Genomic DNA, 26731 nt, shown 5'->3' on the forward strand with positions numbered 1-26731 from the left:
AGTTCCCCTCAGCTGACCAGCACCTGGGTGGCCGATTCCTTCAGCTTGCCGTTGGCCCACTTCATCTGGCGGATGGTCTGGGGATGGCACTTTTCGGCCAGGGCCAGCAGGTCCTTGTCCTTCATCCCCTGCGCGGCCTGGGCCAGCAGTTCCCAGTCGGCCGACACCCCGCAGGCCTTCAGGTAGAGCTCGCGGAGATCCCGCAGCAGCAGCAAACCGGTTTCAGGGCGCCGGCCCGCCATTTCGCTGCCCTTCTCCCGCATGGTTTCCATCAGCCCCATTTCGCCCCGCGGTTCAGGGTCAAGGTCCAGGCCGTAGTTCTTGCCCATGGCCGCGATATCCCGCACGTGCTGCTGGGACCAGCGGGCCAGGTCCCGCGCCAGGTGGTAGATCTCGTGGTCCACCTTGTGCCGCTCCGAGATGGTCAGCAAGTGGTGCGCCAGGTCATTTTCGGATCGGTGCATTTCCTCAAGAACCAGACCGAACTTCATCGTGCCCCTCCTGCCGTACCGGTCGCTTCGTCTGCCAGGGCAGTGGCAATTCCCCTGGTCCTGGCGTCTTCCGGGAAGTCGCCAACAGGGGCGGACGCGGTGTTGGTAGGCGCCGGGGACGGCGCGTCACCGCCGGAAACCCGCGTGATACGCGCAGCTGCCGTCTTGAAGATGGGTTGCTTGGATGCCGCATCCCAGTCCGTGATGGTGAGCTCATTCGCTGCCCTGCCCGCCCCGTCCGGCTGGTGGCCGCCGTCGGTGTCCCAGTAGCCGTAGTGGAAGGGCAGGAACAGCACGCCGTTCCGGATGCCGCTGATCCGCACCTTGGCACGGACGGACCCACGGGGTGTCTCCACCTCCGCAAGGTCACCTTCGGCAATCCCGTACGCGCCGGCGTCGTCCGCTGACAACTCCACCCACACGTCCGGTGCCGCCGCGTTCAGCTCCGGCGCCCGGCCGGTCTTGGTGCGGGTGTGGAACTGGTAGAGCGTGCGGCCGGTGATGAGCTGGAGCGGGAAGTCCTGGCTGGGCAACTCGTGGGGCGGCATGTACTCGGCGGCCTTGATGATGGCCTTGCCCTCCGGGTTGAGGGCCTTGTACTCGGCCGGGTCCACAGGGGCACCCGTGATCAGGTCGCGGCCGTAGGTTTCGCAGTACTCGGGGTGTGCCCAGAACTTGCCATCGGCGTAGATGCGTTCCGTGCCGTCCGGGTTCTCCTCGTTGCACGGCCACTGGATGCCGGAGCCGCCGCGCAGCTTATCGTAGGTGATGCCCGTGTAGTCGCAGGGGCGCCCTCGGGTGCATGCCTTCCAGGCTTCGAAGGCGGATTCGGAATCGTGCCACTTGATCAGGGGCTGCCCGTCCTTGTCCTGCAGGCCCATCCGGTGTGCGTAGTCGATGAAGATGTCCAGGTCAGCTTTGGCCTCGCCGGGAGGGTCCACCGCCTTCTCCGAGAGGTGGACGGTGCGGTCCGCGTTGGTGAAGGTTCCGGTCTTTTCGCCCCAGGTGGCGGCGGGAAGGACGACGTCGGCCAGCTGGGCTGTCTCGGACAGGAAGATGTCCTGCACCACCAGGAACAGCCGGTCCTGCTCCAGGATGCCGCGGATGCGCGCCAGCTCGGGCAGCGAGACGGCGGGATTGGTGCCGCTGACCCACAGCATCCGGATGGAGCCGTCCTCCGCGTACCGCATCATCTGCATGACGTGCGTGGGCGGGGAGTAGTGCGGGATGGACATAGGGTCCACGTTCCATACCCGGGCCAGGTCCTTGATGTGGGCATCGTTGGACCAGTTGCGGAAGGCGGCGAGGTCGCCGTCGGCCCCGCATTCACGGGTGTTCTCGGCGGTGGGCTGGCCGTTCATCTGCAGGATGCCGCAGCCGGGCTTGCCCAGCATGCCGCGGATGATGTTCACGTTGTTGACCTGGACGGCGGCCGCGGTGGCCTGGTTGGACTGGTAGAAGCCCTGCAGCACCGTGGACAGCAGCCGCTCGGCATGGCCGATGATGCTCGCTGCCTCCTGGATTTGCTCCGCCGGGACACCGCAGATTTCCGCCACCAGTGCCGGCGGGTAGTTCCTGACCTCTTTTTCGAGCTCCGGGTACCCCACGGTATGGGCCTGGATGTACTCCTGGTCAATCCAGCCGTTGCGGATGATTTCGTGCAGGATGCCGTTCATCAGGGCCACGTTGGTGCCGGGCCTCGGCGCCAGGTGGAGGGTGGCGGCCTTGGCAACGGGCGTCATCCGTGGATCGACGCAGATGATTTTGGGCGGGTTGGGTCCCGCCAGCCGGTCCAGCATCCTGGTCCAGAGGACGGTCTGCGTCTCTGCGACGTTGTGCCCGTACAGTGCGATGACGTCGGCGTGGTCCACGTCCGTATAGGAGCCGGGCTGGCCGTCGCAGCCGAACGATTCCTTCAGCGCCTCCCCCGCCGTGGCCGTGCACAGCCGCGTGTTTCCGTCCACGTGGTTGGTGCCGATGCCGCCGTGCGCCATGGTGCCCAGGGTGTAGTACTCCTCGGAAAAGAGCTGGCCGGTGGTGTAGAAACCGATGGCGCTGGGGCCCTGCTCCGCCAGCAGCGACTTCGACCTGTCCACGACGCGCTTCATTGCGGTGTCCCAGTCCGTCTCCACCAGTTTTCCGCCCTCGCGGATGAGGGGTTTGGTGAGCCGGTCCGGTGAGGCGTTCGCCTGCCACCCGTAGAGGTCCTTCGGTCCCAGCCGGCCGTGGTTGACCCGGTCCGAGGCGCGCCCGCGCACGCCGACGATCCGTTTGTCCTTGACCGCGATGTCCATGGCGTCGCCGTTTGAGTGGAGGAGCGACGCCGTCTGGACCCACCGGTCCACGTCCTCCGGCGCCACCCCCTCGGCCAGGTGGGTGTCCACCCGGACCGGCCATTCACCGCCGCTTCCGTATGGCGTCCGTGTCCCCCATGGTTCAGCTATTCGGTCAATCCGAGTCATCTGTCCATCTCCTCGCAGGAACTGGCGGACAGCGCCGGAACGGCGTTGTCCCTACCGGCTCCCGTACCCAAAAAGGGCTGGCGGAAACTGACGGGTTGGTGGCTCTGGAAAGGTGGCGGCGCTGGTCAGGCCTGTTTTCCGGGCGTGGCCGGCTCGTCCTGAAGCACGCGCTTGTCCTGCAGCGGCCGCCGGGCCAGCCAGGCCGCCACGATGGCACCGGAGATGTTGTGCCACAGCGAGAAGACCGCGGAGGGCAGTGCGGCCAGGGGCGTGAAGTGGGCCGTGGCAAGGGTCGCTGCCAGGCCGGAGTTCTGCATGCCCACTTCGAACGCGAGGGCGCGGCGGGCTTTGTCGTCCAGGCGGCCCAGCTTGCCGGCGAGGTAGCCCAGGCCCAGGCCAAAGCCGTTGTGCAGCACCACCGCGAGGAACACGATAGCCCCGGCATCGATGATCTTGTTGGCGCTTCCGGCCACCACGATGGCCACGATCAGGGAAATCACGACGGCGGACGCCCACGGCAGTGCGGGCAGCACCTTGGCCACGAGTTTCTTGAGGAAGAGCCGGGCGAGGAGGCCGGCGACTACGGGAAGCAGGACGGTCTTGACGATGTCCAGGACCATTCCCGCGGCGTCGATCTGCAGGTAGGAACCCGCGAGGAACAGGACCAGCAAAGGGGTGACGATCGGGGCGATCAGGGTGGAGACGGAGGCCACCGCCACGGACAGGGCAACATCGCCCTTGGCCAGGAAGGCCATGACGTTCGAGGCCGTACCGGAGGGCGCGCAGCCCACCAGGATCACGCCGACAGCCAGTTCCGGCGGGAGGTTGAGGGCGCCGGCGATGAGCCAGCCGGCGCCGGGCATGATGACGTAGTGCGCCACGATGCCCAGCGCCACCGCCCACGGGCGTTTGGCCACCGCGGCGAAGTCCGGCGGAGTCAGCGTGAGGCCCATGCAGAACATGATGATGCCCAGCAGATAGGGCACGCTGGGGGCCATGGGTTTGAAGACTCCGGGGAGCAGGAAGCCGAGGATGCCTGCGACGACCACCAGGATGGGGAACACCGTCACGGCGATGCGGGCGATCCTGCTCTCCGCTTGCAGCGCGGGGTTGACGGGTGTCCCGTCCGAATTCTGGGGTTTAGTTGCCTCAAGCATCCAATCATGGTGGCACCGGCTGGTACGGTTCCGCCAATTGATGACCGTGAACGGTAACAACGGCGGAACCATACTGCGCCCGGACTCCCCGTGACATCAGTAGTCAGAGCTGCTTACGGAGCTCCATCTTCCGGATCTTGCCGCTGGCGGTGCGCGGCATGTCCTCCACCACCACCAGCGACTTGGGGATCTTGTAGCGGGCCAGCCTGCCATCGAGGAAGCCGCGCAGTTCCTCCGCGGTCAGTGATCCGCCCTCGCGCAGGGTCACGATCGCCTGGGGAACCTCGCCCCACTTGTCATCCGGGACGCCGATGACGGCTACGCTGCCCACGGCGGTGTGCTCCGCGATGACGGCTTCCACCTCGGCCGGGTAGATGTTCTCCCCACCGGAGATGATCATGTCCTTGAGCCGGTCCGAGACGAACAGGAAACCTTCCTGGTCCCGGTAGCCCATGTCACCCGAGCGGAACCAGGCCCCGTCCGCGTAGCTGGCAGCTGTCGCCTCCGGGCGGTTCCAGTACTCCTTGATCACGTTGGGACCGGAAATCTGGATCTCCCCCACCTCGCCCGGTGCCACCGTTCCGCCCATGGGATCGGCGATCCGGACCTCCGTGAAGAAGTGCGGCAGGCCCGCCGAGCCGGCCTTGGCGCGGGACCGGTCCACGGGAAGCATGGTGACACCGGGGGCTGTTTCGGTCATGCCGTAGCAGCTGGTGAAGCCGATGCCGCGGTCCTCATAGGCGTCCAGGACCCGGCGCGGAATGGCGGAGCCGCCGCACGTGAGCTTGTCCAGGGAACTGAGGTCCGCAGTTGCCCATCCCGGATCCTCGCAGAGAAGCTGGAACGTGGTGGGCACCCCGTTCAGGGTGGTCACCTTGTGCTCCTGGATCAGTTCCAGGACGCGGGCGGGATCGAACTTGGCCTCAAGCACCACGGTGGCCCCCTTGAGCAGCATGGGCAGCAGCCCCATGTCCAGCGACGCCACGTGGAACAGCGGCGAGATCATCAGCGCCACATCGTTGCGGTTCAGGTCCATGTCCACGATGGTGTTGATGCAGTTCCACGTGATGTTCCCGTGCGTCAGCAAGGCACCCTTGGGCTTCCCCGTGGTCCCCGAGGTATAGAGGATCATGGCCGGGTCGTCGTGGCCCACCGGCACGTCGATCGGTTCGGGCGACGCTGCCTGCAGCGCCGCCTCGTAATGCGAAACCGCGGCGAAGCGTTCGACGGCGGCCGGTGCCATTACGGCGGAAGGTTCCGTCCCGCCGTCGGCCGCTACCACCAGGCGGTGGGCAATGCCGGTCCCCTCCAGTGCCGCGGCTGCGGAGGCCTCCAGGGCGGCCGCATTGACCAGGAGCCGGGCGCCGGAATCCTGCAGCTGGAACTGCAGTTCCGGCGGGGCGAGCCGGGTGTTGAGCGGCACGAAGATGGCGCCCAGGAGGCCGCACGCGAAGAACGTTTCCACGAAGGAAGGGTGGTTCTCCCCGAGGTAGGCCACCCGGTCCCCCTTGGCCACTCCCCTGTCGCGGAGCGCGTTGGCAAGGCGGTCGGTCCGTTCGGCAAGCTCTTCGTAGCTCAGGGTGCCGGCTCGGGACACGAGGGCTGCCTTGGAACCCGACTTCCGGCGGCGGCGCTGCAGCCAGGATCCAACTCCGTTGTTGTCCATGGTTCTCCTAACGGACCGTGGTGAGGTCGTTGTTCTTAGATTCCCGCGTCAGGGCGATGAAGACAATCGAGACGAGGGCCATGACGGAGAGGAACACCACCACAGGAAGGATGTTCTGCCCGGAATCCTTGTAGAGCCCGGCGAGGATGCCCGGGGTGAAGCCTGCGCCGATGAGCGTGGCGAGCTGGTAGCCCACGGCGGCGCCGGTGTAGCGGGACGTGGTGCCGAACTGTTCGGAGACGAACGCTGCCAGCGGCCCGTAGAGGGACGAGTGCAGGATCAGCGCCACGGTGAAGGCCAGGAAGACCATGCCAACATTGCCGGAGCCGAGCATGCCGAACATCGGGAAGAGGTACACGATGAACAGGGCCAGGCCCGCGATCATCACCGGACGGCGGCCGAAACGGTCGGACAGGCGGCCGCCCAGGAGGACGAAGATGATGGAGATGGCCGAGGCTCCCGCGAACGCATACAGCACTCCCTGCTGCGGTGCGCCCTTGGAGACGGCGTAGGTCACCGAGAACGTAGGCAGCACCACCTGCAGTCCGAATCCGGCGGCACCGGCGAACATGATCATGATCAGCGCCTTGGGGCGGCGAAGCACCTCCAGCAGCGGAATCTTTCGCTTGGTCCCTTGGGCGCTTTCCTTGGCCACGGCCTCGGCGAAGATCGGGCTTTCGGACACTCTGAGGCGAACGAACATGCCCACGATCAGGAGGACGAAGGACAGCAGGAACGGCACGCGCCAGCCCCAGGCCAGGAACGCATCCTGCGGCAGCGCCGAGAACGCGCCCATCACAAGGGTGCCCAGCACGGCGCCGGTGGGGGCGCCGGCGTTGACGAAGGAGGCCGCAAAGCCGCGCCGCTTGGGGTCGGAGTGTTCCAGCGCCATCAGCGCGGCCCCGCCCCATTCGCCGCCGACGGCGATGCCCTGGCAGACCCGCAGCAGCACCAGGATGACGGCTCCCCAGGGTCCGATCACGCCTGCACCCGGAATCAAGCCGATGAGCGTGGAGGCGATGCCCATTACGGCCATGGAGATGATGAGCATTCCCCTTGCGGCCCACCTTGTCACCGAAGTGGCCGAAGATGACGCCGCCCAGCGGCCTGGCAACGTAGCCGGCGGCGAAGGTGGCGTAGGCGGCCACAACGCCCACCCAATCGTCCATGCCGGCAAAGAAGACCTTGGGGAACGCTACTGCTGCGGCTGTGGCGTAAAGCAGGAAATCGTAGAACTCGATGGTGCTGCCCAAATAGCTGGACAGGATGACCGTGCGCGCTTCCTTGCGCTTGGCGGCCGTGCCCGCGGGTGCGAGCGTGGTGTGTCCGGACATGGCTGTTCCTAGGGACGGAGGGAAGGGGGTTTTGGGGTTGCCGGAGGAGGCGTCGCCGCGGGGGTACCGCCGGTTTGCTGATGGTGCTGCTTCTGGGTGGGCCCTATTTGTAGAAGTGGCTTACTTGTAGAAGCGGCTACTTGTAGAAGCGGGCGAGGAATTCTGCGACGACGGCGGGGCGTTCCTGGCCTTCGATTTCGATGGTGGCGTTGACCTTGATCTGGGCGCCGCCCTTAACCTCGGTTACGTCGGCGATGGTGGCCTGCATGCGGACTTTGGAGCCCACCGTGACCGGGGAGGTGAAGCGGACCTTGTCCAGGCCGTAGTTGACCTTGGTGGTGACGCCATCGACGTCGAACAGCTCGCCCCAGAAGGGGATGATCAGGGAGAGCGTGAGGAAGCCGTGGGCGATGGGGGCACCGAACGGGCCGTCCTTGGCGCGTTCGGGGTCGGTGTGGATCCACTGCTGGTCGTCGGTGGCGTCGGCGAACAGGTTGATCTGTTCCTGGGTGATCTGGCGGTAGTCGGTGGTGCCAAGGTCCTTGCCGGACAGGGTGAGCAGGGTGTCGAAATCGACCACGAGATTGGGCATCGTTGCCTCCTGGTTTGGGTTTGTGGTTGCTTGCGGTGTTGTTGCTGGGTTTAGCGGGTGAAGCGGGGTTCAGCGGGTGAAGGCGCTTTCGCCGGTGAGGGCGCGGCCGATGATGAGGGCGTTGATGTCGTGGGTGCCTTCGTAGGAGTAGACGGCTTCGGCGTCGGCGTGGAAGCGCGCGACGTCGGCCGCGAGGGTGATGCCGTTGCCGCCCACCACTTCGCGGGCCAGGGCTACGGTGTCGCGCATGAACAGGGACGTCTGCATCTTGGCCAGGGCCGAGTCCTGGTCCCGGTAGATGCCTTTGGTTTGCTGCTCGGTCAGCCGGACCACCAGGGACAGGCTGGCCGTGACGTTTCCCAGCATGCGGGCCAGTTTCTCCTGGACCAGCTGGAAGGAGCCGAGGGTGCGGCCGAACTGCCGGCGTTCGTTGACGTAGGCCAGGGCGGCTTCGAAGGCGCCGGCGGCAATGCCGGTGGCGATCCAGGCCACGTCCGATCGCATGGCCCGCAGCATCGCGGCAACGTCCTTGAACGAGTTCACGTTCTGCAGGCGCATCGGCTCGGGGACGCGGACACCGCTGAGGGTGATGTGGGCGTTCTGCATCATCCGCAGCGCGGTCTTGCCGTGGATCTTTTCCAGGGTGACGCCCTGCGCCTTACGGTCAACGAGGAAGGCTTTGACCTGCCCGTCAGCGGCATCCCTGGCGAACACCGCGAGGACGTCCGCGGTGGCGGCGCCGCCGATCCAGCGCTTCGCGCCGTCCAGGACCCATGTGTCGGCGTCCGGGTCGAAGCGGGCAGTGGTGGACAGGCCGCCGGCGATGTCCGATCCGGACTCGGGTTCGGTCAGCGAGAACACGCCCTTGAGCGAGAAGTCGAGGACCTTGGGCATCCATTCGGCCTGATGGTCCTCGGAGGCACCCACCCGGATGGCCGTCCGGAACAGGCCGGCCTGGGCGGTGTACCAGGTGGCCAGCGACGCATCCGTGCGGGCAAGCTCGAAGATCCGAAAGCCCTGGTAAATGCCGCGGGCCGGGCCGTCAGCCGTGAGTTCGGCAGGTTCCATCAGGTCCAGGTCGATCAGCGGCCGGGCGAGCTGCTCCGGGAACTCCCCGCGTTCCCAGTACTCGGCCAGGAGGGGCCTGGCTTCTGTGTCCAGGAACGACCGGAGGCGGGAAAGGACCTGGCGCTCCTCGGGAGTGAGTAGGGACTCGGCGTCGTACCAGTCCGCTACTTCGTACAGCCGGGCACCCAGGGCGGCATCCGCCGTCGTCAGCGTGCCCATCTCAGGCCCCCAGCCCAAGGAGGCGGACCGCGTTGTCCTTGAGGATCTTGGGCCGGACGTCGTCCTTAAGGGGCAGGTCGGCGAAGGCGCCGAGCCATTTTTGCGGGGTGATCAGCGGGAAGTCGGTGCCGAACAGCACCTTGTCCTGCAGGTAGGAGTTGGACGCCTTCACCAGGGATTCCGGGAAGTACTTGGGCGACCAGCCGGAGAGGTCGATGAACACGTTGGCCTTGTGCGTGGCAATGGAGTTGGCCTCGTCCTGCCACGGCACCGAGGGGTGGGCCATGATGATCTGCAGGCCCGGGAAGTCGGCGGCCACGGCGTCCAGAAGGAGCGGGTTGGAGTAGGCGAGCTTGATGCCGTAGCCACCCGGAAGGCCGGCGCCCATGCCGTTCTGGCCGGTGTGGAAGATGGCGGGCAGGCCCAGTTCCTGGAGGGTTTCCCAGAGCGGGTAGAAGCGCTCGCTGGAGGGGTCGAAGCCCTGCAGCGAGGGGTGGAACTTGAAGCCGCGCGCGCCGAGTTCGATGGCCTGGTGCTTGGCCCCGGCGATGGCGTCCTCGCCGGTGCGGGGGTCAACGCTGCCGAACGGGATCAGGACGTCGTTGTTCCGGGCGGCGCCGGCGATGAGTTCGGGGATGCTGTTGGGTTCGTGCTTGAGCTGGGTGCGGGCGTCAACGGTGAAGACGACGGCGGCCATGTTCAGTTCGCGGTAGACCTCGGCGATCCGGTCCAGGGATGGGGTGCGGTCCTCGGCCTTGAAGTACTTGGCCGAGGCTTCGGTCAGTGCCTCCGGCAGGGAGCCGTGCCCGCAGCTGTCCACCTCGAGGTGGACGTGCATGTCGATGGCGTCGAGTTTCGCCGGGTCGATGTCCAGTTCGTAACGGTCGGCCATGGTCAGCGGGCCTCGGCAGGCTGTGCCGGCTTCAGGTCCTCCGGCAGCGGCAGGAATTCCTCGCCGTAGCTCTGGAGGGTTTCGGCGTTGAACAGCTGGCCCGCGTTTTCCTTGAGTGCCTGGTAGCTCCAGCCGCCCTCGCGGTACTCGGTGGTGGCTGCTTCCGGGTGGGTCCAGACCTGCAGGCGGTCACCGCCGGCGCCGATGGCCTGGCCGGTGATGCCGGCTGCCTCGGCGGAGGCGAGGAAGGCAACCAGTCCGGAGACGTCGTCGGCCGTTCCGAAGCCCAGGTCGTGGCGGAAGAAGGCCGGCATGGCCTCGCCGCGCTCGTCCGCCTCAACGGCCTTCTGGAAATAGGGGACGGTCTTGGTCATGGCGGTGGCGGCCACCGGGATGACGCTGTTGACCGTGACGCCGGTCTTCGTCATTTCCAATGCCCAGGTGCGGACCATGCCCACGATGCCGGCCTTCGCGGCGGCGTAATTGGTCTGGCCGAAGTTGCCGCGCTGGCCTGTGGGCGAACCGATGGTGATGATGCGGCCCTGGACGTTGTGTTCCTTGAAGTAGGCGTAGGCCTCGCGGACGCAGGTGAAGGTGCCCTTGAGGTGGACGTTGATCACCAGGTCGAAGTCCTCGTCCGTCATCTTCAGCAGGGACTTGTCCCGCAGGATCCCGGCGTTGGTGACCAGGATGTCCAGCCGGCCGAAGGTGTCCACGGCGCCGGCCACCAGGGCCTTGGCAGCGTCTGTGGTTCCCACCGGGACCACCACGGCGGTGGCGCGGCCGCCGTCGGCCTCGATCTGCGCGACTGCCTGCGCGGCGGTGTCGGCATTGACGTCATTGATGACGACGGCGGCACCCTGGCGGGCGAGTTCCCTTGCGTAGGCGAGGCCGAGGCCCTGCCCGCTGCCGGTGACGATTGCAACCTTGCCGTTCAAGCTCATGGCCTGCTCCTTCGCATGCGCCGGCCGAAGCCGTTGGGGTGGTCCCACTGCCGTGTGAGATCCTTGTTGAGATCAATGAAAATACGGATCATTGAAAAAGTCAACGATTGTTTTTTACACCGGAGTTGTGATGGCCACCTTGGGCACAGACGTTCAGACCCCCCGCCTTGCGGCCGCCAGGATCGGCAGTGATGTGGGCCTGCTGCTGGCCAAACTGCATGCCGCGGGCTCGGTGCTGAACAACAAGGCCCTGGCTGACTTCGGCCTGCGGGAGCGCTCCTTCTCCATCCTCACGCTGGCGTGCAGCGGACTGGAGCCGACGCAGCGCGAACTGGCGGATTTCCTCAGCCTGGACCCCAGCCAGGTGGTGACCCTGGTGGACGACCTGGAGCGCCGTGGCCTCGTGGAGCGGGCGCAGGGCAAGCAGGACCGGCGCGCCAAAATCATTGTTTCCACGGCCGAGGGACGAAAAATGCACACCAAAGCGCGCGCTTCAATGGACGCGGCGGAGCTAACACAGTTGGCCGGGCTTTCTGACGATGAGTCGCAGGAATTGAAGCGGCTGCTCCGCAAGGCGCTGTGGGGCGCGGCGGAGTAACTGCCCCAGCTTGGGTTTCTTGTACAAGAGGCTTGCGAGGGTCTCTTAACGGGAATTGCCTACCCATACGTGGTACGGGCAGGCATTTCCTGTTTGATGCAGCGTCTGAATAGCTACAGGAGGCTTCTTCCGATGTCCGTCCCGATCCTGCGCAGCAGTGAGGCAGAAAGTTCGGGGTCTTTCGAAGAGTCCTGATCGGTGTATTCGGTCAGTGTGTAAACCCGGGTCAAGGGCATTTCGGACCAGCGCTCCTTCGGGAGGAGGGAGCGTCCGGCGACGGCGATGATGGGGCGGTTTCCTGACCGCCGCGCGACCGCTGCGGGGAGTTTGCCGGCCAGGGTCTGTTCGTCGATGCTGCCTTCGCCGGTGATGACTATGTCGCAAGAGTCCTTGCGGGTGTTGAAGTCCAGCAGGTCCAGGAAGTAATCGGCGCCGGAGACCTGCCGGGCCCCGAGCAGGAGGCAGGCGTAGCCGATGCCGCCGGCGCTCCCGGCGCCTTCGTGCTCCGCCAATGCAGCGGCGTCGGCGAAACCTGCTTTAGCCAGTGTCGACACGTAGTGCTCCAGACCGGCGTCGAGAATTTCAAGATCCTCGGCCTTCGCGCCCTTTTGTGGGCCGAAGACCGCCGGAGCTCCGCTGTAACCGAGTAGTGGATTAAGCACGTCGCTGGCAACGATCAACTCTGTATCGGTGAGTTCCGGCAGCGCTGTGCGGTGGACGGAATAAATTTGGACCAGTTCACGCCCGCTGCCATAAAGCCGACGCCCGTCGGCATCCCGGAAGCTGTAACCCAGGGCAGCGAGCATTCCCATCCCGCCGTCGGTGCTGGCGCTTCCCCCGAGGGCCAGCACGATCCGGGCCGGGGCGAGGCTGAGTGCGAACAGGATGGCCTCACCGAAACCGCGGCTGGAGGCTTTTAGGGCCTCCAGCTTACCCTCGGGCAGGAGCGCCAGTCCGCAGGTATTGGCGACCTCGACCACGGCGGTGGTGCCGTCGAACGCGATGCTTGCCAGGACGGGCTGGCCGGTGGGACCTGCAACCGTGTAGGTGCGGCGGGTGAAGCCGGCGGCGACGGCGGCGTCAACACTGCCGTCGCCGCCGTCGGCCAGGGGAAGAAGTTCGCACTGGACCGCCCCGGCCGCACCGGGCACATCAGCGGCGGACCGAAGCCCCGCTGCCAGGGCCCGCGCCACCTCGCCGGCGGTGAGGCTGCCTTTGAACTTGTCGGGGGCGATGAGGGTACGCACGGTTTTCGGGACAGCGGTGCTGGTCATGTCAGGCATTTTTCGAGTAGGCGGGCCGGCGTTCGGCATCAGCAACGTGGTTGGGCGCCAGATCCCCGGATTCGTGGGCTTGCTTGGGGGAATGGTGCCCGTATTTAGTCAGGTCGTCGTCAAGGTCAGTGACGTCGTCAAGATGGACCGGGTCTTCAGCAGGGAGGGGCTCCACGGTTTCGCCACGGAAGGCGCGGCGGACGCGGTCGGCGTCCAGGGTGCGGTCCCACCAGGCAATGAAGAGAGTGGCCACGGCGTTGCCGGTGAAGTTCACCAGGGCACGGCATTCGGACATGAACTTGTCGATGCCGAAGATGAGCATTATGCCGGCCGCGGGGATGGTGCCGATGGTGGCAAGGGTGGCGGTCAGGGCGATGAAGCCACCGCCGGCTACGCCAGCCGCGCCCTTGGAGGTCAGGAGCATGACGGCGAGCAGTCCCAGCTGCTGGCCGAGGCTCAGGTGCGTGTTGGTGGCCTGGGCGATGTAAAGGGCGGCAAGCGAGAGGTAGATGGCGGCGCCGTCGAGGTTGAAGCTGTAACCGGTGGGGACGACGAGACCGACGGTTTCCTTCTTTACGCCGGCGTTTTCCAGCTTGCGCATCAGGCCGGGCAGAGCGGGCTCGGCAGTGGAGGTGCCGAGGATAAGCATGTATTCCTCTTTGAGGTGCCGGATCATGCTGAAGATGTTCAGCTTCAGGAAGGCCATGACCGAACCGAGGACCACCACGACGAACAGGATGGACGTGGCGTAGAACAACGCGATGAGCCCGCCCATGCTGGACAGGGAAGAAACTCCATACTTGCCCACGGCGAAGGCCATGGCCCCGAAGGCGCCCAGCGGGGCCGCTTTCATGATGAAGTTCAGGATCTTGAACATGACCCCGGTGAGGCGCTGCACTCCGTCAAGAACGGGGGCCCCGACCTTGCCCATGGCGTTCAGGGCGATGCCGAAGACGACGGCGATGAAGATGATCTGCAGGATGTCGCCCGCGACGAACGGTTGGACAACGCTGGTGGGGATGATGTTGGTAATGAACTGCCACCATTCCTGGTGGGCCCCGGCGTCGATCAGCTTGGCGGCCGAGTCGGAGGTCTTGATGGCCCCCGGGTCGGCGTTGACGCCCTCTCCAAGGCGGAAGACGTTGATGGCGACCAGCCCGAATGCCAGAGCGCAGATGGTGCCGATTTGGAAGTACGTGAGGGCTTTCAGCCCGGTCATGCCGACCTTTTTCAGGTCCGCGACACTGGCGATGCCGCCCACGATCGTGAGGAACACGATAGGCCCGATGAGCATCTTCATCGCGTTGACGAACGTAGTGCCGATCGGTTCCATGGCGATCCCGGTCGCGGGGGCGAGCCAGCCGACCAGAATGCCGATGACAATCGCGGTAAGTACCCAGAAATACAACTGGTGGTACCAACGCGCTTTCGGCGCTTTCGCGCCGGCCGCTGTGCCGCTGGCGGTGGTGATGTGGTCCATGATTCCTACCTCATTGTGGAATGTCTGTGGAGAAGTTGAGTGCACGGGACGGGCAGGAACTTGTACAGAGCCGCCCGTCCCGGGCGTTTGTTGCGGCGGCCGGTGGCCGGGGCGCGCCGGCAGTGTGGCTAGACGGCTGCCAGCGTGCTGGTCAGGGCCTTGATGATGGCTTCGGTGACGTCTTCGGTGTTGGCTTCGCCGCCGATGTCGCGGGTCAGGTAGCCGGCGCCGGTGGTCTGCTCAATCGCGGTTTCCACCTTGCGGGCTTCCTCGTGCAGGCCGAAGTGGTCCAGCATCAGGGCAGCTGAGGCGATGGCACCGATCGGGTTGCTGATGCCCTTGCCGGCGATGTCCGGGGCAGAACCGTGGACCGGTTCGAACATGGACGGGAAGCGGCGCTCCGGGTTGAGGTTTGCGCTGGCCGCCAGGCCCAGGCTGCCGGCAAGAGCCGAGCCAAGGTCCGAGAGGATGTCAGCGTTGAGGTTGGAAGCCACCACCACGGAGAGGTCTTCGGGTTTGAGGATGAACTTAGCGCTCATGGCGTCCACCAGAACGCTTTCGGTCTGGACGTCAGGGTAGTCCAGGGCCACGCGGTTGAAGACTTCGTCCCAGAGGACCATGCCGTATTGCTGGGCGTTGGATTTGGTGACGGAGGAGACCTTCTTAACCGTGCGGGTCCGTGCCAGATCGAAAGCGAAGCGCATGATGCGTTCGCAGCCCTTCTCGGTGAACAGTGCGGTCTGCAGGGCAACCTCGTTGCCGGGACCGCGTCCGGACAGGTTCCGGCCGCCCAGTCCGGCGTATTCGCCTTCGCTGTTCTCGCGCACAACTACCCAGTCGAGTTCAGTGTTGTCAGCTTTGCGGAGCGGGGACTGGACTCCCGGCAGGAACTTCACCGGGCGGATATTGGCCCACTGGTCGAAGTTCTGCGTGATGTTCAACCGCAGGCCCCAAAGGCTGATGTGGTCGGGGACGTTTTCCCAGCCGACGGCGCCGAAGTAGATGGCGTCGAAGTCCTTCAGGGCATCCAGGCCTTTGGGGTCCATCATCAGGCCGGTCTTTGCGTAGTACTCCGAGCCCCAGGGAAACTCGGTCCAGTCGAAGGCGAACCTACCGCCGGAGTTTTCTGCCAGGGCGTCCAAGACCCGTCGGCCGGCGGAAACAACTTCCTTGCCCACGCCGTCTGCGGGGATGGATGCGATGCTGAATTTCTGGGTGGCGCTCATGTGCCATGTCTCCTCGTTGAGTGTTGCGTGGTGATTTCCCTTGTTAGCGGGTCACACCGTTCCTTCCTCTTCAAGTAGACGGGCTGCCGTTCCGCGGCGTCCAAGACCAAGATTGAATCCGCTAGATAGGCGAAGCCTATTGATTAGGCATCGCCTGCCTTGGACCCCTCTACGACGTGCAGTGCCGCGACTTCCAGAAATGCCCTCGCGGCTGGAGTGAGGTCTTCCTTGCGGCTCAGGATGGCCACGTCGAGGTGGGAAACCGGCTCGATCAGAAGGGTCCGCAGCCCGGATTTATGAGCCAGCGGCGCCCATGAGGAGGGCATGACAGCGTGGCCGACGCCAGCTAAGACCAGCGGCAAAATCGACGTCCGATGCGCGACCTCAACCACGATTTCGATGTCGACGCCCTGGGCCAAGGCATCATCGACCAGCCAACGCATCAACGATCCCCGCTGGCTGGCAATCAGCCGGTGCCCGCTCAAGTCTTCCCGCTCAATTGCCTTCCCGGGCCGGAAGCTATCGGTGTGCGGGTTCACGATCAGGATCAAGGGCTGGCGTTCCAGCTCCAGAACGCGAACGCCGGGTACCCGGATCGGATTGGGTGAGCCCGCCAGCCCGATCTCTGTGCTGCCGCTGCGCACGGATTCAATGACTTCTTCCGGCGTGAACGCGGCACTGACATTAAGCCTGACGGAGGGATGAAGCCTGGTATAGCCGGCAATCATCGAGGTCAACGGCTCAATGCCCGGGGACGGCATCGTGATGATATCCAACCGGCCGCTCCGAACACCCCTCAGCGCCCCCACCACCGACTGAGCCGCGTCCAGGTCCCGCATCACCAGCCGGGCAGGCCCAACCAACGCCTGACCTGCTTCACTGAGAACAGCGCGCCGTCCGATCCTGTGGAACAACGGCACCCCTAGTTCCCTCTCCAGACCGGCAATCGTCTGCGAAAGGGACGGCTGCGCAATCAGCAGGTGCTCCGCCGCGCGATTGAAGCCATCGTGGTCTACGACGGCCAGAAAATACTTCAGCTTCCGGGTATCCACTCGAACTCCTAAATCACCCGCTCATGGGTTTCTGCACGCGGTCGGCTACAGGGCTCAAAGACCCGCCGCCAGCCGTCGATAGCCTACGCCTATTAGACGGATCACAACCGGCGCCCTCTCAAAATAGAGGCCGTAACGGGAAGCACATGATCGGTACCAACAAAGTTGCCCTCCTGTGTCAGAGGCACCTCCCACCTCTGACGGACGCCACCAGGTGGCTGCTTTCGCTCTGGGTCCCATCTGTCCGACGTGACCCGGGAGTTACTTCATGAACATTGCCCAAACCGCCACATCGTATCCGGGTGGCTTGGTTTCCTCGCGCAAGGATGTCGCAAGCGACTTAGCGACATGTGTAGCGTTTAGGGCACCTTCACCGGGCAGTTTTGCGGGCGGGGTATACGGGACAGCGCAAACTGCTGTCCCTCAGAACCGCACGTCAGAGCGGGTTGTCGCGGTGAGGGACCGTCTTGCGGGCGCCCGTACCGTTGCAGGCTTGGTTCTCAAACTGCGATCAAGAGTTGTAGCCTCGGCAGATGAGCGGGGGCAAGAAGGGTCCGAAAAGACTGCAGCCGAAGATGACGCGCGGCGCCTTCCGCTGGCAGTTCGTCATATGGTCCTTGTGGACAGTTCTGCAGCTCGTTCCAGTAATCATGCACTTGGCGTCGGCAACCGTCTGGGCTTCGAAGGACTATTGGACCCTCACAGCTTTGATATTTGGTGTGACAGCCTTGGTCTACCTCTTATATGTTCGCCACCACGATGGCAGGTTCTGGGAGGAAGAAGAGGCTGCGAGAGCTGATTGGGAGCGGCGTGGGCGCGCTCTGTAATCTGACAAAAGCGGAGGCAAAGGAATGTCCGATGGGGGATCCCCAAGAGTGCACCCGCCACGTGAATGGTGACGACACAAGACGCGGTCCGGCGTGGTCGCCCGGCCGAAATGTGGGACTTGTCCGGTGAATATCCCTCAGCCTGGTGAAGCGCCTAGTTGTACTGTCCCGGCAGGTTGGTGACACGGGAATTGATTTGACGCAATAAGAGGACCTCCGGGTGTTGTGTGTTGCTTGTCGAGAGCGAACACAAACCAGGAGGTCCTCGTGTCCCACCGTAACGCGTTTTTGGCTTATTCGGGGCGTCTGCAGCTGGCCCGCTGCATTGTTGTTGATGGGTGGCCGTTGCGCCGGGCTGCTGAGCGGTTCAACGTTTCTGTCCCAACGGCGGCGCGCTGGTCCCGCCGCTACCGGGAGTTCGGTGAAGCTGGCCTGGAGGATCGCAGGAGCCGGCCACTGACCTGCCCGCACCGGACCCGGATGCGCACTGAACGGCGTGTGTTGGGGTTGCGCGTGAGCAGGCGCTGGGGCCCGGCCAGAATTGCCTACCACCTTCACCTGAACGTCTCCACCGTCCACCGCATCCTCACCCGCTACCTCTGTCCGCCGCTGCGGTTCACAGATCCGGCAACAGGGATCCGGGTCCGCGGCCGGGACCGGGCCCGCCGATACGAGTACGGCTGGCCAGGGGAAATGATCCACGTGGACATCAAGAAGCTCGGACGTATCCCCAACGGTGGAGGGCACCGCATCCACGGGCGGGTGCAGGGCGAGGCGAACTCCCGGGCCAGGAACCTCGCCGAAGGCCGGCCCAAGGACCGTGGTCAGGTCAGGGGCTACACATTCCTTCACCACGCCGTGGATGACCATTCCCGGTTCGTTTACTCCGAGATCCTGCCGGACGAAACCAAGGAGACCGCGTCGGCCTTTATGCGCAACGCCATCACCGCGTTCGCCGCCCAGGGCGTCAAAATCCAGAGAGTGCTCACGGACAACGGGGCCTGCTACCGTTCCCGGGCCTTCGCCGCCGTCCTGGCCGAGGCCGGGATCAAGCACAAACGCACCCGTCCGTACAGGCCCCAGACCAACGGCAAGGTCGAGCGCTTCAACCGCATTCTGCAAGAGGAATGGGCCTATGCCAGAGCCTATGGCTCAGAGACCGAACGCCAAGCCTGCTGTCCTGGACTTCATCGACTACTACAATCAGAGCAGGCCCCACACCGCACTCAAAGGCGCCTCACCCGCCAGCCGCGTCACCAACCAACCGGGTTAGTACACCTAGTCCTGAAACAATGCGGGCATTCGGGTTGAGCGGGCCCGCTCGTCCGATCCCCGGTGGGCAGGGGACTTCATGGGCCTCGGGTGGGGTGGTGCTCAAGCCCGGCGCCGATCCTGAGTATCAGGCGTGGCTCGGGTCTGCCCTGGGTAGGATCGCCGGCGAAGGCTTCCGCCTCGCACGGGCTGTTCCCACCCTGGACGGTGCGTGGACGCACGAGGGCTGGTCGGCGACCTTCTTGGTTGCAGGGAAAGAGCCAGACCACGCTAGGAACGCGGCATGGCGAGAGATCATCGAGGCAGGACGGGCCTTTCATCGAGCCACCTCCCGGCTTCCGAAGCCACCGTTCTTGAATCGGTCAGACACCTGGTGGTCTCGCGCCGATCGACGGGCATGGGACGACCACGACCTGAATGCCTCGCCCGCCCTGCGCCCAATCGTCATGCGGCTCCGTGAAGGGTGCACGGACTTAGGCCCTGCCCAGTTGGTCCATGGTGATCTGACCAGGAACGTGCTGCTCGCCCCAAAAATGGCTCCAGCGGTCATCGATGTGTCGCCCTACTGGCGCCCGCCCTCGTATGCCGAGGGCGTCGTCCTCGCCGATGCGCTCTGCTGGCACCGTGCGCCCGCTTCCTTGCCGGATGAACTGGGTGTGCGTGTCGCTGCTGTAGCGCGCGCACTTCTGTTCCGGGCGTTCACGACTCAGGAACGCGCAAACGATGGAATAGGCCTTGACGCATTCCCCGGCGAGATCGCCCGTTACGATACAGCAGCCGCCGCGATCGGCCTCTGAGCACGCAATCCGCGCCTCGGACAACGCGTGTCCCGGTTAGCGATCCCCATACGGGACAGCTGAACCCGCGTCGTTACCCCATCAGCTGCCTCATAACCGATGTGGAGTGAAACGCTGGAGATATCAGACCCTTTGCCCTGAACCGTGTTGCCTTGATCCATTTCGTGCTGCCAAATTAGCTGGAAAATTTAAGTCGTACCCGCCCGGAAGTTAGACGACGGGTTAATCGTTTAAGGCCTGCCTACCTTGTGCTGCTTCGACTGGGCCCGCGTCATAGACTCACCTGAGCAACTACCAATTGGGGGATTGATGTTCGGTAAGAAGCGCTCGTGCGGGATGTGCGGGCAGGCTCTGGCGGCCCACGACAGAGATGTCCGGTTCCGGCTCCCGGATCCGGTGCTTGAGAGCCCTGAACAGCACCGCGCGGAGGACAGCTGGCTGAGCGACCCGGACCCCAATAAAGCCACGCTCATGCAAATCCCGAATATCAGTCCTTTCGTCCGTGCCCTGCTTCCGATCAAGCTGCAGGGCGGCCACGAGTTCCGGTTTGGGGTCTGGATTGCCATCCACCCCAGTGACCTCCAGCACGCCTTCAGAGTCTGGAACGCGCCCCAGTACGCCGATCTGGAACTCACCGGGTACCTGGCTAACAAGATTCAGCCCTGGGGCCTGTTCGCGGTGCCAGTGGATTTGGCTGTCCTCAACGTGGACCAGACTCCGTACTGCGTGTCCAGCTCGGACCAGGAGCTGCACGATGTGCTAATCAAGGAGTGGCCACATAACATTTTGGCGTCACTGCCGTGATTCAGCAGCGGCCAGCCGGCCGCCCATGGACGTTCGCCGCAGTCCGCGTCATGGTCCCCGCACTCACCCTCTTGGTGTTCGGCCTCACGCAGGTGCCCGTTTGCCCGGGTACGTGGCCGCCTACCTGCTTATCGGGGTGTGCATCTTCGGTCCACCCGGCAAACTCCCGTTACTGCGGCAGGCCGCGGCGTTCCTGCTTCCCGGCGCCCTGCTCGTGGTCCTGGCACTGCTGGACCTGGGTTTTTGGTGCGGCGGCTGGCTGCTCGGGCTCCCGGCCTGGGGGCTGCTGCTGAGCCGATCGACGACGGGAACCCCGCTCCGGGCCGTGGACGTTCTGAAATTCCTTGGGCTGCTGGTGCTGGGCCTGGTGGTTTTCGCGTTTAACACCATCTGGGTGGTCTTCAGCCTCGGCCTGTTCCTGTTCCCGGTAGTCCCCCTGGTCCGGCTGGCCTACCCTAAATACCGGGCCAGGCCTCTGCAAGCGGCCGTGGAGGTACTTCTGGCCGTGGCGAGCATCTTGATTGCCTACGCTATTCCCACACCAAAAGCCTCATGGTCCTTGCAGCTAAGTAACGGAGCCATCGTCTAGCGTCCGGTATCAGCCTGAACTGCTACCAGTCGTGCACCGTGCCGTCGACGAGGCGGTTGTAGGGCAGGTAGGCCTGCTGGTACGGGTACGCGGCGGCGGCTTCTTCGTTGAATTCGACCCCGATACCGGGGTTGTCGCCCGGGTGCAGATACCCGTCCACGAAGGTCATGGACTGCTCGAAGACCTCGTTGGTCTTGTCCGAGTGCTGCATGTACTCCTGGATCCCGTAGTTATGGATCGCCAACCCCACATGCAGCTGCGCCGCGAACCCCACCGGGGAAATATCCGTCGGCCCATGGAAACCTGACTTGATCTGGTACTGCGCGGCGAAATCCATCACCTTCTTCAACGGGGAAATCCCGCCAAAGTGCGTGGACGCGGCCCGGACGTAGTCGATCAACTGCTCCTTGATCAGCGTCTGGTAGTCCCACACCGTGTTGAAGACCTCCCCGATCGCCAACGGCGTCGTGGTGTGCTGCCGCACCAGCCGCAGCCCTTCCTGGTTCTCCGCCGGCGTGCAGTCCTCCAACCAAAACAAGTCATACGGCTCCAACGCCTTACCCAGCTTCGCCGCCTGGATCGGCGTCATCCGGTGATGCCCGTCATGCAGCAACGGGATCTCCGGACCAAACTCATTCCGCACCGCCTCGAACACCGTCGGCAGATGCCGCAAATACGCCCGGGTGTCCCAGTCCTCTTCCTGCGGGAACGCACCGCGCCCGGCCGGCTCATAGTCATACCGCTCCCCCGACGCCTGCGCCTGCGCCGCGACACCGTACACGGCCTTGATCCCCGGAATCGCGGTCTGGATCCGGATCGACTTGTACCCCAGCTCGAGGTGCTCCCGGACCGAATCAAACAGCGAAGGAATATCGGACCCGGACGCGTGCCCGTACGCCCGCAACCCGTTCCGCGACGCCCCGCCCAGCAACTGGTACACCGGCAACCCGGCCACCTTGCCCTTGATATCCCACAACGCCATGTCCACCGCAGCGATCGCCGCCATCGTCACCGGACCCCGCCGCCAATACGAGGACCGGTACAGGAACTGCCACGTATCCTCAATCCGGTGCGCATCCTTGCCCACCAACAGCTGCGCCACATGCTCCTTCAGATACGCGGCGACCGCGAGCTCACGCCCATTCAAAGTGGCATCACCAATACCCGTCACCCCATCCTCCGTAGTAACCCGGAGCGTCACAAAGTTCCGGGACGGACTGGTAACAAACACATCGGCGGCAATAATTTTCACGGCTGGCTTTCGGTCGGGATTTCTTAAGGTCTGGAATGTCAAGGGCTGGAGTCAGCGCACGGTGCTGCCCCGGGCGGAATCAAGCAGGGCAAGCTCCTCGCGACGGGGCAGCCCCTCCCAGTCGCCGCGGGTGCTGACGGCGAAGGCGCCTGCCAGGACGCCCCGGTGCAGGCGGCCGGCGGTATCGACGCCGTCGAGCAGGGCCGAGAGGTATCCGGCAGTGAACGCGTCGCCTGCCCCGACGGTGTCCACACAGGTCACGGCGAGGGCCGGTGCTTCCAGGCACCCTTCCGCTGTATAAACCGCCGCGCCCGCTGCGCCGCGCTTCACCACCACTTCGCTGACTCCGGTGTCGAGCAGCCGGGCCGCGGCGGAAGCTTCGTCCATAGCCGCCGCGTTCCCCTCCTGTGGCGGGGCAATCAGGTCCAGCTCGTCGTCGGACGCTATGACGATGGTGGCGTGCCGCGCCAGGGGGCCGAGCACCGCCCTCGCCTGGTCCCGGGACCAGAGCTTGCTGCGGTAGTTCACGTCGAGGCTCACCGCTACACCGTCACCGGCCGCCCGTTCCGCGGCATATTCCACGGCGTCCCGGGCTTCCGGGCTGAGCGCTGCGGTGATGCCGGTCAGGTGCAGGATCCGGGCACCGCAATCCAGTGCCGCAGCCACGTGCTCACGTGAGATGGTGGCCCCCGCGGACCCGGCGCGGTAGTAGAAGGCCCGGCTGAGGTCGGCCGTGCGCTGCTCCAGGAACATCACCCCGGTGCTGCGCTCCGGATGCACGCTGTGGTGCAGGTGCACGCCCTCGCCCCGCAGTTGCTTCACGATGAACTCGCCCTGGGGATCGGCACCCACGGACCCTACCCAGACCGAAGTATGGCCGAGGCGTGCAACGCCGATGGCAACGTTCGATTCCGCCCCGGCCACCTGCATGTTCAGCGCGCCGCCGCTGGCCAGGGGGCCGGTGGACCGCAGGGAGACCATTGACTCCCCGAAGGTCAGCAGGCCCACCGGGTCCGGGGCCGGGGTGTTTCGGGGACCAGCAGTCATGAGGCGGTCCCGGTACGGGCTGCGAACTCGGCGGCGAGGCGCAGGAAACCGTGGGCGCGCTCCCGCATCTCCGCCAGGTCCCCGCCGGAGGCCGCGCTGCCGAACAGGGGCCCGCCCAGTCCAACAGCGATGGCTCCGGCTTCCCAGTAACCGGTTGCCTCGCCGAGGCCCACGCCGCCCACGGCGATGAAGGGAATGTCCGGGAAAGGATCCCGGACGGCCTTCAGGTACCGGGGCCCGCCGATGGACGCCGGGAAAAGCTTGATGGCGGTGGCACCGCGTTCCATCGCTTCATAGGCTTCACTTGGCGTCAGCGCCCCGGCCAGGACGGGAATCCCGGCACTGGCCGCCTCGCTGATCGAGGGGGCCAGTGAGGGGGTGACGATGAATTGGCCGCCGGCAGCGGTGACGCGTTCGACGTCGGCTGGCGTCATGACGGTGCCGGCACCCACCAGGCAGCCGGCCGGGGCAGCCGCGCGGACCTCGCGGATCGCCTCCAGTGCGTTGGGCGTGGTGAGGGCGATCTCCACGTACTGGAAGCCTTCCTCCATCGCCGCCAGCGCGGCCTTGGCGGCAGCACCGCCGTCGTTCCCGCGGACGATGCCGACGAGGCGGGCCTGCCGGATTCCGGCCAGAAGGCTGGCGGAGGTAACAGCTGAATTCTGGGACGTCATGGGGTTCACCATTCTGCGAAGGATCCGTCGGGGTGGCGCCATACGGGGCCGCGCCAGGCATGGCCGCGCTTGTCCGCTGCACGGACCACGGCTTCGTCGATGTCAACGCCCAGCCCGGGCCCGGTGAGCCGCTCGATGTGGCCGTTCACGAACTTGAACGGTGTCTTGTCCACCACGTAGTCGAGCACTTCGGCGCCCTGGTTGTAGTGGATGCCGATGCTTTGTTCCTGGATGAGGAAGTTGGGCGTGGCAAAGCCCACCTGGAGGCAGGCGGCGAGTGCCAAAGGGCCCAGCGGGCAGTGCGGTGCCAGCTGGACTTCGTAGACCTCGGCCAAGGCTGCGATCTTGCGGACTTCGGTGATGCCGCCGGCATGGGAGAGGTCCGGCTGCGCCACGGCGATGCCTGCCTGCAGGGCGGGCAGGAACTCCTGCCGGTTGTAGAGCCGCTCCCCCGTGGACACGGGTGTAGTGGTGGATGCAGTGAATTCGCGGAGCAGATGGGTGTTTTCCGGAACAACGGGCTCTTCCAGGAAGAAGGGCCGGAACGGTTCCAGCAACGGGGCCACCCGCCGGGCGCTGGCCAGGCTGAAGCGGCCATGGAAGTCGACGGCGACGTCGCGGTGGTCGCCCAAAACCTGGCGGGCCGCGGCGACACGCCGGATGACGCCGTCGATCTCCGCGACAGACGCCACCGGGCTCATTCGGCCGCTGGCGTTCATTTTGACGGCAGTGAGCCCCACGTCCAGCTGCGCACTGATTTGGTCCGCCACCTCGTTCGGCTCGTCGCCGCCCACCCAGCCGTACATCCGGATCCGGTCCCGGACATGGCCGCCCAGGAGCTGGTGCACCGGGGTGTTGAAGTGCTTTCCGGCGATATCCCACAGCGCCTGGTCCAGGCCGGAGACGGCGCTGGCGAGGATGGGGCCGCCACGGTAGAAGGACCCTTTGGTCATTACCTGCCAGTGGTCTTCGATGCGGAGGGCGTCCCTGCCGATGAGCAGTTCCGAGAGTTGTTCGACGGCGGCGCGCACCGTCTCACTGCGGCCCTCGCAGGTGGCCTCGCCCCACCCCACGATTCCGCTGTCTGTCTCGATGCGGACAAAGAGCCAGCGGGGTGGAACGAGGAATGTTTCGATCCTGCTGATGACGGTCACGCGGCGGTCCTAACCCTTGGTGGCGCCGGCGGTCAGGCCGGAAACGATGTACTTCTGCGTGAAGAGCGCAATGATCATGATGGGGATGGTGACAACGGTCGCCGCGGCCATCAGCCCGCCCCAGTCAATGCTGGCGTAGGAGACGAAGTCGAAGATCGCCACGGGCAAGGTCTTGGTCTTGGCGCCGGAGAGCACCAGCGCGAACATGAAGTTGTTCCACGAGAAGATAAAGGACAGGATGCCGGCGGTGGCGATGCCGGACACGGCCAGCGGCAGGGTGATCAGCCGGAACGCGCCGATCGGCGTGAGGCCATCCACCTCGGCCGATTCCTCCAGTTCGAGGGGCAGCGAGTCAAAGTAGCTCATCATGATGTAGACGATCAACGGGAGGGCCACGAACATGTGGCTGAGGATCAGCACCTCGAACTTGCCCACCATGCGCAGGTTCGAGAAGACGTAGTACCAGGGCACCAGGAGTGAGACGCCCGGGATAACGCGGGCCATCAGGACCACCAGCGCGGAGCGGTGCATGCTGAAGCGACTCATCGCGTAGGCCGCAGGAACGCCCAGGACGATCGACAGCGCGGTGGAGACGAAGGCCACCCAGAAGCTGTTGACGATGAACACGAAGTAGTTGTTGCGCTGCAGCACGTTGGCGTAGTTCTCGAAGGTGGGCGAGAACACGAAGGCCTTGCCGGTGTCGTAGATGTCCACGTTGGTCTTCAGCGACGCCAGGAGCATCCAGAACAGCGGCGCGAGCAGGAACAGCACCACCAGAATCAAGGCCACCACGCGGAACACCTTGTAGGCGCGGGTGCCCAGGGGCTTGCGGCGGCGCGTGGGCCGGCTGTCAGCGACGGTGGTGGCGGAATCTGTCATGACGGTCATTTGCTTACCGCTTTCTTGCGCATGGTGAGCAACCACATGGAGCCGATGATGATCATGAAGAACAGGATCAGCACCGCCGAGGAGAGCCCGTACTGGTTGTAGTCGAAGCTCAGTCCGTAGGCGTAGACGTTCAAGGTCTCCACTTCATGGAACGAGCCGCCGCCCTTGCCCTTGGTGGCGTAGAGGATGTCGAAGGTCTTCAGGGCATCGATGCCGCGCAGCAGGATAGCCACGATCACTGTGGGCATCATGAGGGGCAGTGTGATGTAGAAGAACCGTTGGAAGGCGTTGGCGCCGTCCACGCGGGCGGCCTCGTCGGGTTCGTCCGAGAGTGAGGTCAGGCCGGCCAGCAGGATCAGGACCACCATGGGGGTCCACTGCCACACGTCCATGAAGATGGTGGTGCCCAGGGCGGTGTCCTGCCCGGACAGCCACGGCTGGGGCGGAATGCCCACCATGCCCAGGAGTTGATTAACGAAGCCGATGTTGGGGTCGAAAATGAGCCGCCACATCATGCCGACGGCCACGGGCGTGGCCACCAGTGGCAGCAGGATGGCCACCCGGACCCACTTTTCGCCGCGGAAGGGCCGCCACAGGAGCAGCGCAACGCCCATGCCCAGCATCACTTCGAAGGCCAGCGCGACGCCGGTGAAGGCAAGGGTGCGGCCCACGGCGGGCCAGAAACGCTCCATGTCGCCCAGGACCGTGAGGTAGTTCTTCAGTCCGACGAACTCCGTGGCGGCCCGGACTGAGCCCTGGGAGTCGGTCAGGCTCAGGTACACGGTCCAGGCGAGCGGAAAGATGATCAGGACGCCGACGAAGATCATGGCCGGCGCGGCGAAGAGCCATTTGCGGTGCCGGTTGGCCCAGGCGGAAAAGCTCCCCCCGGCGCCGGCGGGTCCGCCGGCCCGGCGTGTGCGGGCACTGCGGGGAGGGTTCATTACAGACATGGTTCACCTAAGAGTTTGGGGG

At 65.1% G+C, this 26731-nt stretch carries 22 protein-coding genes and 2 pseudogenes; 5 read left to right on the forward strand and 19 right to left on the reverse strand.

All coding sequences use genetic code 11. The features are described from left to right. Positions 1–8: 8 nt before the first annotated feature. From J7I84_RS15990 to J7I84_RS16030, 9 genes and pseudogenes are all read right to left on the reverse strand, one after another. Positions 9–491: a hypothetical protein gene (locus J7I84_RS15990; RefSeq protein ID WP_214945527.1), complete on the reverse strand. Its 483-nt coding sequence runs from the start codon at positions 489–491 to the stop codon at positions 9–11. Then, complete coding sequence (locus J7I84_RS15995) at positions 488–2953, reverse strand: molybdopterin oxidoreductase family protein (protein ID WP_214945528.1); 2466 nt, start codon at positions 2951–2953, stop codon at positions 488–490. The genes J7I84_RS15990 and J7I84_RS15995 overlap by 4 nt, the downstream gene beginning before the upstream one ends. A 125-nt stretch (positions 2954–3078) precedes the next feature. Continuing rightward, positions 3079–4110, reverse strand: coding sequence for a bile acid:sodium symporter family protein (locus J7I84_RS16000; protein WP_214945529.1), 1032 nt, complete (start codon positions 4108–4110; stop codon positions 3079–3081). Positions 4111–4213: 103 nt separating this feature from the next. Next, positions 4214–5776: an o-succinylbenzoate--CoA ligase gene (gene menE / locus J7I84_RS16005; RefSeq protein ID WP_214945530.1), complete on the reverse strand. Its 1563-nt coding sequence runs from the start codon at positions 5774–5776 to the stop codon at positions 4214–4216. 7 nt (positions 5777–5783) lie between these two features. Then, positions 5784–7110 (reverse strand): annotated as a pseudogene (locus J7I84_RS16010) (MFS transporter). 136 nt (positions 7111–7246) lie between these two features. Beyond that, entirely contained in the window at positions 7247–7702 is a 456-nt protein-coding gene (locus J7I84_RS16015) for a MaoC family dehydratase (RefSeq protein WP_214945531.1), read from the reverse strand. A 69-nt stretch (positions 7703–7771) separates the two neighbouring features. Then, a complete protein-coding gene (locus J7I84_RS16020) occupies positions 7772–8989 on the reverse strand; it encodes an acyl-CoA dehydrogenase family protein (protein ID WP_214945532.1) in 1218 nt (405 codons plus the stop codon). Position 8990: 1 nt separating this feature from the next. Continuing rightward, positions 8991–9881: an amidohydrolase family protein gene (locus J7I84_RS16025; RefSeq protein WP_214945533.1), complete on the reverse strand. Its 891-nt coding sequence runs from the start codon at positions 9879–9881 to the stop codon at positions 8991–8993. A gap of 2 nt (positions 9882–9883) precedes the next feature. Continuing rightward, positions 9884–10825, reverse strand: a complete 942-nt coding sequence (locus J7I84_RS16030) for an SDR family NAD(P)-dependent oxidoreductase (protein ID WP_214945534.1) — start codon at positions 10823–10825, stop codon at positions 9884–9886. Positions 10826–10955: 130 nt separating this feature from the next. Here J7I84_RS16030 and J7I84_RS16035 point away from each other — a divergent pair, with 130 nt between their 5' ends. Further along, on the forward strand, positions 10956–11423 hold the full coding sequence (locus tag J7I84_RS16035; RefSeq protein ID WP_214945617.1) for a MarR family winged helix-turn-helix transcriptional regulator: 468 nt from the start codon (positions 10956–10958) through the stop codon (positions 11421–11423). A gap of 113 nt (positions 11424–11536) precedes the next feature. On the opposite strand, the gene J7I84_RS16040 is transcribed toward J7I84_RS16035, so the two are convergent. From J7I84_RS16040 to J7I84_RS16055, 4 genes are all read right to left on the reverse strand, one after another. Beyond that, on the reverse strand, positions 11537–12697 hold the full coding sequence (locus J7I84_RS16040; protein ID WP_214945535.1) for a glycerate kinase: 1161 nt from the start codon (positions 12695–12697) through the stop codon (positions 11537–11539). A 1-nt stretch (position 12698) separates the two neighbouring features. Beyond that, the gene (gene dctA / locus J7I84_RS16045) at positions 12699–14177 is read right to left on the reverse strand and encodes a C4-dicarboxylate transporter DctA (protein ID WP_214945536.1); all 1479 of its coding nucleotides are present in this window, start codon (positions 14175–14177) and stop codon (positions 12699–12701) included. Between the two features lie 128 nt (positions 14178–14305). Continuing rightward, positions 14306–15403, reverse strand: a complete 1098-nt coding sequence (locus tag J7I84_RS16050) for a tartrate dehydrogenase (protein WP_214945537.1) — start codon at positions 15401–15403, stop codon at positions 14306–14308. Between the two features lie 143 nt (positions 15404–15546). Continuing rightward, on the reverse strand, positions 15547–16455 hold the full coding sequence (locus J7I84_RS16055) for a LysR family transcriptional regulator (RefSeq protein WP_214945538.1): 909 nt from the start codon (positions 16453–16455) through the stop codon (positions 15547–15549). Positions 16456–17549: 1094 nt separating this feature from the next. On the opposite strand from J7I84_RS16055, the pseudogene J7I84_RS16060 reads away from it, so the two are divergent. The 4 genes and pseudogenes from J7I84_RS16060 (at position 17550) to J7I84_RS16075 (ending at position 20744) form a co-directional block, all read left to right on the forward strand. Then, positions 17550–18555 (forward strand): annotated as a pseudogene (locus tag J7I84_RS16060) (IS481 family transposase). Positions 18556–18652: 97 nt separating this feature from the next. Continuing rightward, entirely contained in the window at positions 18653–19351 is a 699-nt protein-coding gene (locus J7I84_RS16065; RefSeq protein WP_214945539.1) for a TIGR02569 family protein, read from the forward strand. Between the two features lie 336 nt (positions 19352–19687). Beyond that, positions 19688–20155: a DUF2199 domain-containing protein gene (locus tag J7I84_RS16070; protein ID WP_214945540.1), complete on the forward strand. Its 468-nt coding sequence runs from the start codon at positions 19688–19690 to the stop codon at positions 20153–20155. A gap of 100 nt (positions 20156–20255) precedes the next feature. After that, complete coding sequence (locus J7I84_RS16075) at positions 20256–20744, forward strand: hypothetical protein (protein ID WP_214945541.1); 489 nt, start codon at positions 20256–20258, stop codon at positions 20742–20744. Between the two features lie 22 nt (positions 20745–20766). Here the strand turns inward: J7I84_RS16075 and manD are convergent, their stop codons facing one another. The 6 genes from manD to J7I84_RS16105 are packed head-to-tail and all read right to left on the reverse strand — an operon-like array spanning position 20767 to position 26700. After that, a complete protein-coding gene (gene manD, locus J7I84_RS16080) occupies positions 20767–21996 on the reverse strand; it encodes a D-mannonate dehydratase ManD (protein WP_214945542.1) in 1230 nt (409 codons plus the stop codon). 51 nt (positions 21997–22047) lie between these two features. After that, a complete protein-coding gene (locus J7I84_RS16085) occupies positions 22048–23043 on the reverse strand; it encodes a sugar kinase (RefSeq protein WP_251046700.1) in 996 nt (331 codons plus the stop codon). Continuing rightward, a complete protein-coding gene (locus J7I84_RS16090) occupies positions 23040–23717 on the reverse strand; it encodes a bifunctional 4-hydroxy-2-oxoglutarate aldolase/2-dehydro-3-deoxy-phosphogluconate aldolase (protein ID WP_251046701.1) in 678 nt (225 codons plus the stop codon). Before J7I84_RS16090 ends, J7I84_RS16085 begins: the two co-directional genes overlap by 4 nt. Positions 23718–23722: 5 nt before the next feature. Beyond that, positions 23723–24871: a galactonate dehydratase gene (gene dgoD, locus J7I84_RS16095; RefSeq protein ID WP_214945544.1), complete on the reverse strand. Its 1149-nt coding sequence runs from the start codon at positions 24869–24871 to the stop codon at positions 23723–23725. A gap of 9 nt (positions 24872–24880) precedes the next feature. Beyond that, the gene (locus J7I84_RS16100) at positions 24881–25759 is read right to left on the reverse strand and encodes a carbohydrate ABC transporter permease (RefSeq protein ID WP_214945545.1); all 879 of its coding nucleotides are present in this window, start codon (positions 25757–25759) and stop codon (positions 24881–24883) included. Beyond that, positions 25756–26700: a carbohydrate ABC transporter permease gene (locus tag J7I84_RS16105; protein ID WP_251046702.1), complete on the reverse strand. Its 945-nt coding sequence runs from the start codon at positions 26698–26700 to the stop codon at positions 25756–25758. Before J7I84_RS16105 ends, J7I84_RS16100 begins: the two co-directional genes overlap by 4 nt. Between the last annotated feature and the right edge of the window lie 31 nt (positions 26701–26731).

Source organism: Arthrobacter sp. ISL-85 (assembly GCF_018613675.1).
Classification (GTDB): domain Bacteria; phylum Actinomycetota; class Actinomycetes; order Actinomycetales; family Micrococcaceae; genus Arthrobacter.

What these genes read in the sequence shown, in the direction of transcription:
- J7I84_RS15990 (WP_214945527.1), bottom strand. Translation starts at nt 491, where the DNA reads ATGAAGTTCGGTCTGGTTCTTGAGGAAATGCACCGATCCGAAAATGAC.
- J7I84_RS15995 (WP_214945528.1), bottom strand. Translation starts at nt 2,953, where the DNA reads ATGACTCGGATTGACCGAATAGCTGAACCATGGGGGACACGGACGCCA.
- J7I84_RS16000 (WP_214945529.1), bottom strand. Translation starts at nt 4,110, where the DNA reads ATGCTTGAGGCAACTAAACCCCAGAATTCGGACGGGACACCCGTCAAC.
- menE (WP_214945530.1), bottom strand. Translation starts at nt 5,776, where the DNA reads ATGGACAACAACGGAGTTGGATCCTGGCTGCAGCGCCGCCGCCGGAAG.
- J7I84_RS16015 (WP_214945531.1), bottom strand. Translation starts at nt 7,702, where the DNA reads ATGCCCAATCTCGTGGTCGATTTCGACACCCTGCTCACCCTGTCCGGC.
- J7I84_RS16020 (WP_214945532.1), bottom strand. Translation starts at nt 8,989, where the DNA reads ATGGGCACGCTGACGACGGCGGATGCCGCCCTGGGTGCCCGGCTGTAC.
- J7I84_RS16025 (WP_214945533.1), bottom strand. Translation starts at nt 9,881, where the DNA reads ATGGCCGACCGTTACGAACTGGACATCGACCCGGCGAAACTCGACGCC.
- J7I84_RS16030 (WP_214945534.1), bottom strand. Translation starts at nt 10,825, where the DNA reads ATGAGCTTGAACGGCAAGGTTGCAATCGTCACCGGCAGCGGGCAGGGC.
- J7I84_RS16035 (WP_214945617.1), top strand. Translation starts at nt 10,956, where the DNA reads ATGGCCACCTTGGGCACAGACGTTCAGACCCCCCGCCTTGCGGCCGCC.
- J7I84_RS16040 (WP_214945535.1), bottom strand. Translation starts at nt 12,697, where the DNA reads ATGACCAGCACCGCTGTCCCGAAAACCGTGCGTACCCTCATCGCCCCC.
- dctA (WP_214945536.1), bottom strand. Translation starts at nt 14,177, where the DNA reads ATGGACCACATCACCACCGCCAGCGGCACAGCGGCCGGCGCGAAAGCG.
- J7I84_RS16050 (WP_214945537.1), bottom strand. Translation starts at nt 15,403, where the DNA reads ATGAGCGCCACCCAGAAATTCAGCATCGCATCCATCCCCGCAGACGGC.
- J7I84_RS16070 (WP_214945540.1), top strand. Translation starts at nt 19,688, where the DNA reads ATGTGCGGGCAGGCTCTGGCGGCCCACGACAGAGATGTCCGGTTCCGG.
- J7I84_RS16085 (WP_251046700.1), bottom strand. Translation starts at nt 23,043, where the DNA reads ATGACTGCTGGTCCCCGAAACACCCCGGCCCCGGACCCGGTGGGCCTG.
- J7I84_RS16090 (WP_251046701.1), bottom strand. Translation starts at nt 23,717, where the DNA reads ATGACGTCCCAGAATTCAGCTGTTACCTCCGCCAGCCTTCTGGCCGGA.
- J7I84_RS16100 (WP_214945545.1), bottom strand. Translation starts at nt 25,759, where the DNA reads ATGACCGTCATGACAGATTCCGCCACCACCGTCGCTGACAGCCGGCCC.
- J7I84_RS16105 (WP_251046702.1), bottom strand. Translation starts at nt 26,700, where the DNA reads ATGAACCCTCCCCGCAGTGCCCGCACACGCCGGGCCGGCGGACCCGCC.